This window comes from Methanocalculus sp., from assembly GCF_030651615.1.
GTDB lineage: Archaea > Halobacteriota > Methanomicrobia > Methanomicrobiales > Methanocorpusculaceae > Methanocalculus.
In genome coordinates, this window is record NZ_JAUSCG010000152.1 from 1 (window position 1) to 9,435 (window position 9,435).

At 50.5% G+C, this 9,435-nt stretch carries 5 protein-coding genes; 3 read left to right on the forward strand and 2 right to left on the reverse strand.

The features are described 5' to 3' along the window. On the reverse strand, positions 1-874 hold an 874-nt coding region (locus Q7V06_RS06675; protein WP_304839830.1), incomplete at its 3' end, for an ATP-binding protein. A 183-nt stretch (positions 875-1,057) separates the two neighbouring features. On the opposite strand from Q7V06_RS06675, the gene Q7V06_RS10440 reads away from it, so the two are divergent. Next, on the forward strand, positions 1,058-1,225 hold the full coding sequence (locus tag Q7V06_RS10440) for a hypothetical protein (protein WP_370650821.1): 168 nt from the start codon (positions 1,058-1,060) through the stop codon (positions 1,223-1,225). Between the two features lie 132 nt (positions 1,226-1,357). On the opposite strand, the gene Q7V06_RS06685 is transcribed toward Q7V06_RS10440, so the two are convergent. Beyond that, positions 1,358-6,352, reverse strand: coding sequence for a PAS domain S-box protein (locus tag Q7V06_RS06685; protein WP_304839833.1), 4,995 nt, complete (start codon positions 6,350-6,352; stop codon positions 1,358-1,360). A gap of 367 nt (positions 6,353-6,719) precedes the next feature. On the opposite strand from Q7V06_RS06685, the gene Q7V06_RS06690 reads away from it, so the two are divergent. Both Q7V06_RS06690 and Q7V06_RS06695 read left to right on the forward strand, forming a co-directional pair. Continuing rightward, complete coding sequence (locus tag Q7V06_RS06690; protein WP_304839836.1) at positions 6,720-7,355, forward strand: hypothetical protein; 636 nt, start codon at positions 6,720-6,722, stop codon at positions 7,353-7,355. Position 7,356: 1 nt separating this feature from the next. Beyond that, positions 7,357-9,435: PAS domain S-box protein (locus tag Q7V06_RS06695; protein WP_304839838.1), on the forward strand; the 2,079-nt coding region annotated here is incomplete at its 3' end.

Genomic DNA, 9,435 nt, shown 5'->3' on the forward strand with positions numbered 1-9,435 from the left:
CAGTTACCGGAATACGGCGGCATACAAGGTGGAGATCAATCAGTATCGAGAGATACTTATTGACAATACTCTTTGATAAGCCACAATCGTTGCATATCAGCCCGATTGTATGATTTCCCTGTGCTATTGAGAAGAGGATGGAGAAATAATAGCGGGGTTCAACCAGTTCTGATCTGAGAACAAATTCAACATCACGAAAGAGGAATGCATCCTCCCGCAGTACTTTTTCTTCGATAGTGTCAAAGATATCCGAATTCGGATCGGCACTCATGATATACGCAGGAGTCCCGCCAAATACCGAATAGAGCAGAACTGCTTTCTGAATATCCTTCAGATAATCAAGGATATGGATAAAGCGGAGGGGCTGAAGGAGGATCTGACCGGTCCTTCTCCCAAAGAGAGGACTTGTATGATCCATCGTTGACTCTTCCATCATCGAAATACTGGAACCGGAGAGTATCAAAAATATCTGACTATCCTTTAAGTGTGTATCCCAGTAATCCTGAAGAATGGAGGGAAGGGATGGATCCTCCTTGACAAGATAAGGGAACTCATCGATGGAAAGAACAAAACGCTCATCTGATCGTTTAAGAAGGTACTCAAAGAAACTATCCCAATTTGCAAAGGGATTTTTTTTCAGGAAATTATCATCAAAATAATCCCCCAGCTTCAATGAAAAATGCCGGAGCTGGAGAGTCCTCGACTCCTCACGTGCAAGGAGGCGTATACCTTTCTCTCTGGCGATAAACCTATCAATAAGTTCACTCTTTCCAACCCTTCGGCGTCCATAGAGAATCAACAGTTCGGCTTTTTCCCCCAGGTAACGGCTCTCAAGCATTGAGGTCTCCCGGTGCCGATCAAGGAATACACTCATGAGTAATATACTATAGAGTGTACTATTTATAATTTATGGTGAGAGAAATTGAGACAAGATACCTACCCGGTTGGAGAGGAGGAATGATCTGTTCTTATCAACTCTCCACAATAACAAACGCCGAAGTCCATCCCATCTCAAAACCAAGAGTTTCACAACCTCTGATTGAGGGGTAGATATCAGTTGTTGGTCACCCCCCGCAAGAGCGGATCACATCCCGAAGATCGTCACGGGTTTTTAGCGATCACCTGGGAAGATGACGGGCCCGGCATTGCGGTTGAACAAAAGGAGCAGATCTTTACAAGGGGCTTTGGCAAAAAATACCGGCTTGGGGCTCTTTTTCTCACGTGAGATCCTCTCGATCACCGGCATCTCCATCACCGAGACCAGAGTCTATGGTGAGGGGGCGAGGTTTGAGATCAGGGTGCCAGAAGGTATTTGGCGGAGATTCGTGGAGGAGAAAAAAGGGGATTTGGATCATAATCAGCTGGAAAGCTGATCATGCTTTCTCATGAATGCACGTGTCGATTCGGACTCAAGCACCCCCTGATCGAGGAAGGCGATTATCCGGTCGATCAATCTTACCTGTTCGATGATCCGGTCCGCATACTCTCCCCCTTCGAGATCGACGAGTGCCATAATCACCGCAAGCGGGTTTCTGATCTGATCGTTTAAGATCGAGAATTTATACATATTCTCTTCAATCTGGGCATATGCCTTCTTCCAGGCCTCTTCTGTCATCTTCCTTTTGGTAATATCCTGAAATGCTCCATGTATCCCGACGATCTCTCCCGATTCGTCTGTTACTGCTTCTCCGGTGGTACGTACCCATCTCCGCTCCCCTGTTGCATTGATGATCTCCATCTCTTCATCATAACTGATGCCGTTCCGGAGACACTCCTGAAAGACCGAAGAGATCTTCTCCTTCCATTCCGGTGCATAGAAAGAAATCCCCTCATCTATGGAGGGCGAGTACCCGGGGTCCATCCCATGAATTCGTGCCACTTCGTCAGACCATATCACCTTCTGTTCATCGAGGTTGATACTCCATCCACCGAAGTGTGTTATACGACCAGCTGAACTGAGCAGCGCTTCGCTCTCACGCAGGGCAATTTCCGCCTCTTTGCGTTTGGTGATATCAATAGAGGTTGCAAGGATACGTTCTACCCCACTGATGACCACTGAGGACAACCGAACCTGTTCATAGAAGAGAACACCTGTTACCGAGCGATTGAGCCATTCAAATTCCTGCGGCCCCTCTGATGCCGCCTTCCGAATATAGTTCAGCGCATCCTCAAATGAATATGGTGATTCCAACCAGAAATTATATGATTTCAGTTCTTCAACCGAAGAGCAACCATAACTTAAACATGCTTCTGGATTCGCATCGATGATCTCACCGGTATCCCTGTCATGGATGATGATAGAGACCGGTGAGTCCATAAAGAGAGTTTTAAACCGCTTTTCACTCTGCCGGAGCGCCTCGTCTGCCTCTTTGAGTGTGGTAATATTCATGACGAGCCCGACCACCTTCAGGGGAGCACCACCCTCACCCAGGTCAGATACGGAGCCGAGATCACGGAACCAGAGATATGTACCCGCACTGTTTTTGATCCGATACTCGGCCTCATACCTCTCTGCTCTCCCCTCAAGGTGATCCCGCATCGCCTGCATCGCCTTCTCTTTATCCTCGGGGTGGATGAGGTCGGTGAAGTCGGTATAATGGGAGAAGCGATCCGGGGAATAGCCAAGCATCTCGGCCTTCCGTGGGCTGAAGGCGACATCCCCCGTCACGGAGTCCATCTCCCACCAGGCGATCCCCCCCGCCTCCATCGCACTCTCAAGCCGGGCATGGCTCATCTCAAGCTCCAGCAGAGCAGTCTTCTCCTCGGTGACATCACGGCAGCCGCCATAGATACGGCTTCTTCCACTTTCATCAAGGGCAGACCGTGTCACTGCTCTGAGCCACCTGATCCCACCATCTCTTCGTACGATCCTGAGCTCGCAGTCTGAGGACGCTCCGGGGGCGAGGGAGAGGATCTCCTCTTCAAAGATCCGCCTGTCATCAGGGTGAACAAGGAAGCCCCAACACCCCTCTGCGATCACCTCATCGATCTCGTACCCTGAGATCCGATCGATTGCACCAACCATCCAGTCGATCCGGTACTCTCCACCATCTTCCCTGACACATGAATAGGCAAAATCCGATATCAGGGTGGAGACGGAGCGGTACCGTTCTTCACTCTCACGAAGCACCGCATCAAAACGCCTGCGGTGAATAAGACCCCACATCGCATTGCCAAGCGTCATCAGGGCATCGATATCATCATCCCGATACTCAGACTCTTTATTTGCAACAGCGAGGACGGCAACAATCCTGCTGCCATCAAATATCGGCACCCCGAGGTATCGGGTGATCGGGACATGGCCCTCCGGATAGCCATGCTTTGCCGGGTGAGGAGCCGCATACTCATTAAAGACCGCAGGTTTACGATTCCGGACGCATTCTCCCCATATCCCGGCTGAAGCAATCGGAAAATGCATCGGTTTATCTATGACTGTACAATCTTCCATCGTATCCTGTGACCAGGCATGAATAATCATCTCCGATTCATCCCCGCCAATCATACCGATGAACGCGTACCGGCTCTCCACCATTGCAAGGCCGGCATCAAGGGTGGAGTTAAAGATCTCCGGTTCGGTTGCATCGGTCATCCGGTGGAGGTTAAGGAGGTGCTGAACCCGAATGAGATGAAGCCGGACTCGAGCCTGCGCCTCCACCCGGCCCGTCACATCCCAGACTGTTGAGATCACCAGATCTTTTCCCGGAACCGGGATGTTCCGCGCACTGATGTAGGTCGTCTCCTCCCCCTTCCGGGTGATCGGAATATCCTCCCACTGCATCCGGTCGGGATCGCCGCTTATACCATCTGCAAGCACCCGCTCTCTCAGCTCACTTCGAAATTTCGGATCTTCATAGACGACATCCCAGAAGGCATCGGCTCTCTGCAGTGCCTCGGCGGTTGTCCGGTAGATCCGAAAGAAGTTCTCATTAAAATAATCAAAATTCACTTCAGGATCGACTGAATTGACGGCAATTCCAATCGGGAGATTGTCAAGCACCGTCCGGATATATGCCTCGCTCTCCCGGAGCTGCTGCTGCGTTGCCACCAGATCCTCAAGCTGGGATCGGAGCTCCTCTTCAGCGGTTGCGAGTTCTTCATTCTTCTGTTGAAGAAGGGCAACAGATCTGATCCGTTCAATGTACCTCCCGATCTGTTCGGCACAATTTCTCAGCAGGACAGACTCCTCAGCAGTTATCACGTACTCATCTATGAAATAGACGGTAATAGCGCCGACTGGCCTCTGATGAGCGATAATATCCCGGTTGATGCTCCAGGGAGTCATCTGATATCCCGTACTCGAATAGTCGGTATCATCAAGAGTAATCCGGGCACGGGTCAACTCGGGATGCCGGAACCCTTCCGGTATGAGATCAGCAACCCTCCGGAGCACCTCCTCCTCTGACAGAGAGAAGTGCTCGATTGTTGCTGAGATCCGGTACAGGCAGGAGAGCTCCTTTATGCGCTCATGGAGTGCATCTTCTGCCTCCTTCCGGTCGGTGATATCCCTGATGAGTGCAATCACTTCATCTTCTGAGTAGGGTACAATACGTGCCTCGAAATGGAGGTTTCCGGCAGGAACGCCGAGCGTGTACTCAACAGTCTGCATCTCTTTAGAAGAAAGGGCCAGACGTATCGCTTCTGTCAGGAGGGATCCGATCTCTTCTGATGTCACTTCAGTGATCGTTCTTCCGATGAGATCGGCTTTTGGAAGGATGAAGCGATCATCATCCGGGGTGAGAATATCAAGATACCTCCCCTCGCCATTGCAACGGATTAGAATGTCAGGGACAGCTGCAAGGATATGATGCTTCAGTGATTCACTCAGTTGGAGTGCTGCCTCAGCATGCTTCCGGTCGGTCATATCGCGGATCGTCTCGATCGCACCGACATTTTGCCCCTGACGATCATGCAGGGGGGAGACCCGTCCCCAGAGCATACGCTCCTCTCCTCTCGGTCGTGCATACCTCGTCTCCGCCTCAATCACATCCGGCATCTCCTTCAGGAGATCATACCGTGATCTGAGGGTAAGATCATCTTTGAAAGCGAGGTCTATCAGCATCGGCTGCCGTTTGCCATAGAAGGGGAGAGCATATGCATACTCCCCCTGTCCGATCATCTCCTCCGCAGAAACCCCGGTCATCTCCTCGATCGCATGATTCCAGGCGATCACCACCCCTTTCTTATCTATCGCAAAGGTGGCATCAGGGAGGAAGTCAATGATATCGGAAAGCCGGTGCTCACTCTCAAGGAGAGCCTCATGCTCTTTTTTTCTTTCAGCTTCTGCAGTGCGGAGTTCGGTCACATCTTCGCCTGAACTGAGTGTTCCGATGACAAGACCGGTATCATCCCGGAGAAGAGTATTATACCAGGCGATGATCCGCTCCTCCCCTTCTTTCGTAAGAACAGGGTTATCAAAGAAGAGATCCGCACCCTCATCCTGAACGATCAGCCGGGAATGCACCAGCCTCACCTCCTCACGGAGATGTTTTGGAATCGCACGATCAAACCAGTTCTCTCCGATGAGATCAGATTTTGGAAAACCGAGAAGATCGAGAGTCTTCTGATTTGCCATCATGACAGTACCTTTCGTGTCGAGGGCAACCATCATCACCCCGGCAACATCAAGGTATGTCTCTACAATCTCCTTCTCATGGGTAAGGGTTCTTATAAGGCGATTGCGTTCTTTGAGGTTCTCAATCCAGTGATCCAGGAGGACAGACCAGCGATCCTTTGTAATGAACTCATCCGATTGTATGAAGGAGAGGTTTTCTATGAGCTCTGTTCCGATGACGGCATACGGATGGGTCATGAGGAGATCAAGGAGAATATCCGATGGAACACGTTGCCGATCATACAGGCAGACCATCAGGCACCGGCTCCCCGGTAAAAACGTGTTTAAAAGAGTCTCATACTCAATGAGACGAGCTCTTTCCGGCAGATTACCGGGGACTAAGGCCATCTCGTTAATGACCCTGAGTGCAGAATACCCCTCTTGGACAGCAGCATCTGTTGATGCGGCGAGCTGCCGGATCACTGCATCAGGATCGAATACTCCATCCCTTAGATAGGATTCCTGCACAGTCTCAATCTCAAGCTGCCCGCTCTGAAGATAGGGTTTTGGATCAATACCATCTTCCCTGATATATCCGGGTATCAGATCTTTGAACCTCGAATCGACGATGGAGAGAACTTTCTCGTTTCGTTCAAGCCCACACCGGATACACTGGGTGATGACAGCCCTGTGCTCCTCATCCGTTCTGTAGATGCAGCAGAGATGATTCCCTGGCCCCATCCCGGTGAGGGGGCAGAGGGATGGATAATCCTTTTTGGGAAGTGGAAAGGGGTGTGCCATCTCATATTCTCCCGATTAATGCCACCCGAATAGAATAGAATGAATATATTTCACCGTCACCATCTCAGAGGAACCATTCTTTGCCGACCGTCTTAAGCATTTGGGTCAGCAGGATTCCCACAGGGATTGTCCCCCAACCCTTTCTCTCTTAACCCAGGAATGCTTAATCGATGGTGATTTGAGCATCCACGGATCAGGTTGCGTGATGATCCGGTTCATTGAGACGACCTGCAGTATTGGGATCTTTCACGGAGATCCACCTCCAAATCGCATTACAATAAAAGATTTAATTATATTCGCGAGAATAGAAATACATTATATATTGTAATGACCATGAACCATACAACAGCTTGTAGGAGAGGAAGATGTGAAACGCCTTTTAATCATCCCTATTCTTCATGGCGGCGAGGAGATGGGTTCGCTCAGCGAAGCCTTCGGGGAGATTGCGGAGAGTCTTATTGGGAGCGACGAGCGCCGCCAACTGCAGCAGGCGATCGCAGAACTATGGTCCCGGATCGAGAGTTTTTCAACCTCGGTTCTGGCTCATGCAGACCCGGACCGGCTGCTCCTCTATCAGGACGGTCTTCCTGTCGGGGGCAGGAGAGGAGAAGAGATACTCCGGGATGGAGCCAGAAAGGGCATTCGAAACCATATCCTCCTCCTGACTCTGATAGACAGGGGCGCACGCCTGATGGCGACTGAAGATGCAGAACTCCTCAGGAAAGAGTACCACCTCGACCGGGATCTGATCAGTCGGTTCGACCCGGATTCATATGACGAGACACTCCGCACAATCGCAGAAGAGACGAAGAAACTCACCGATGAGCGTGATCGCGCTATCGGAAGAGAGATCGCAGCAACCCTGAGTGATGGGGAGATCGGACTGCTCTACATCGGTGCGGCACATGAGGTACAGCGATACCTTCCATCCGATATCACGTGGAAGACCTATCGACGGGGTGAAGAGGAGGCACTGCTGGAATGGCTTTCCGGGAGGGATTAGGATGGTCTCCAACAGATCTGAAGATCCCCCCGACACCTATCCCCGGGTTTTGGACAACCTCCCTGAAAACCAAAGCGATGAGAGCATTCTCTGTGACGAAGATCTCGCAGTCTTTCGTATCAAGAGTATGGAGAAGGAGAAGATACCGCAGTTGGTCTATCAACCAGAGCAGCATACAAAAAGAACACCCATCCGTGCAATCCCATATATTTCAGAGGAGAGATGCAGAGAGGTCTATCCATACTTTCTGATGAGAGAAGATGCCTGCCAAAACCAGGATACGCTCCTGAATATACTCGATACAATTCCGGTACAGATCTGGATACTGGACGATTCACTCAGATATCAGATATGCAATCATGCACATTCTGCATTCATCGGTACCTCTCTTGAATCCGCCTGCAAACAGAACTTCAGAGATCTGGTTCCACCCACATTTGCAGAGGCGATCATCGATGCAACTGCTGTTGCTGCACTCTCCAGTGAGACGGTATTCATGGAATGCGATGTGGAGGACAGAAGAGGAGATACCCAAAGCTTCCTTGTGAGCATCACCCAGATAACCATACAGGATCAGGAGAAGACAGCATACCTCTATAGTGCAATAGACATCACACACACAAAAATCGCTGAGGCAGCACTTGAAGAGAAGCACACCCAGTTATTGGAGAGCTATCATGCTCTTACACTCCAGCAGGAATACCTCCGCAAGAGTGAAGAGCGCTACCGGCATCTCTTCTCCAACCTGACATCAGGTTTTGCAGTTCATGAGATCGTACTGGGTGACGATGGTCTCCCCTCAGATTATCGATTTCTTGAAGTGAACCCGGCATTTGAAGAGATGACCGGCCTGAAGGCAGAGGATCTGATCGGGCGGACAGTGCTTGAGGTGCTGCCGGGGACGGAGCCGTACTGGATAGAGATGTATGGCCGTGTGGCAATGACCGGAGAGTCGATCCATTTCGAAGAGTACAGCAGAGAGATCCAGAAATACTTCACAGTCTCCGCCTATTCACCACAACCCGGTCTCTTTGCGACACTCTTTCTCGATATCACCGAGAGGAGGTGTATAGAGATGGCACTCAAAAAGAGCGAAGCGGAGTACAGGAGTGTCGTTTCAGACCAGACCGAGTTCATCTGCCGGTTCCTTCCGGATACCACCCATACCTTTGCAAATGATGCATACTGCCGCTACTATCAGATCGCACGGGATGATCTGATCAACAGAAGGTTCCAACCCCAGATCCATCCGGATGACCGAAAAGAGGTAGAGGCGTTCTTTGCAGCCCTGACAGGGGATCATCCCGTCTCAACCATCGAACACCGGGTTATTCTGCCGGACGGAAACGTTCGCTGGCAGCGATGGACAGATCGTGCGATATGTGATGATGAAGGCAACTGTAGCGGGTACCAGTCCGTTGGAAAGGACATCACCGACCAGAAATATGCAGAAGAGGCGCGAAATAATCTTCTTCGGGAGAAAGATATCCTTTTGCAGGAGATTCATCATCGTGTGAAAAATAACCTCCAGCTGATATCAGGACTCCTTGATATGACCTGTCTGCGTTCAACAGATGCCGAAGCGATCGATATACTCACCGAGACACGGATGAGAATCCTGCTGATGGCTCATATCCATGAGCGCCTCTATCAGAGCAGGAATATCGGCAGTATCAATCTTCTTGAGGCGATCAAGGACCAGTCCGAGATCATCTCGCAGATATATGCATTCAATGGGAGAAACATCAGACTCAGTTTCAACGATACCGACTGCTCAATCCCCGTATCTTCTGCAGTGCCACTTGCCCTGATCGCAAATGAAATCCTGACAAATTGTTACAAACATGCATTCATCGGCAGAAGAGAGGGGACGATTGAGTGTGAGATCAAGATAGACGGCACCACCCTCTCGCTCACCATCCGGGATGACGGTGTCGGCATTCCAGAGCAGGTCGATCCATTCCAGGTCGATAGCCTTGGTTTAAAGCTCGTCCGCACCCTTGTTCTCGGACAGATGAAAGGTCAGGTGACGTATCACCGGAAGAACGGAACCAGAGTGCATATCGAGGTTCCGCTGGAG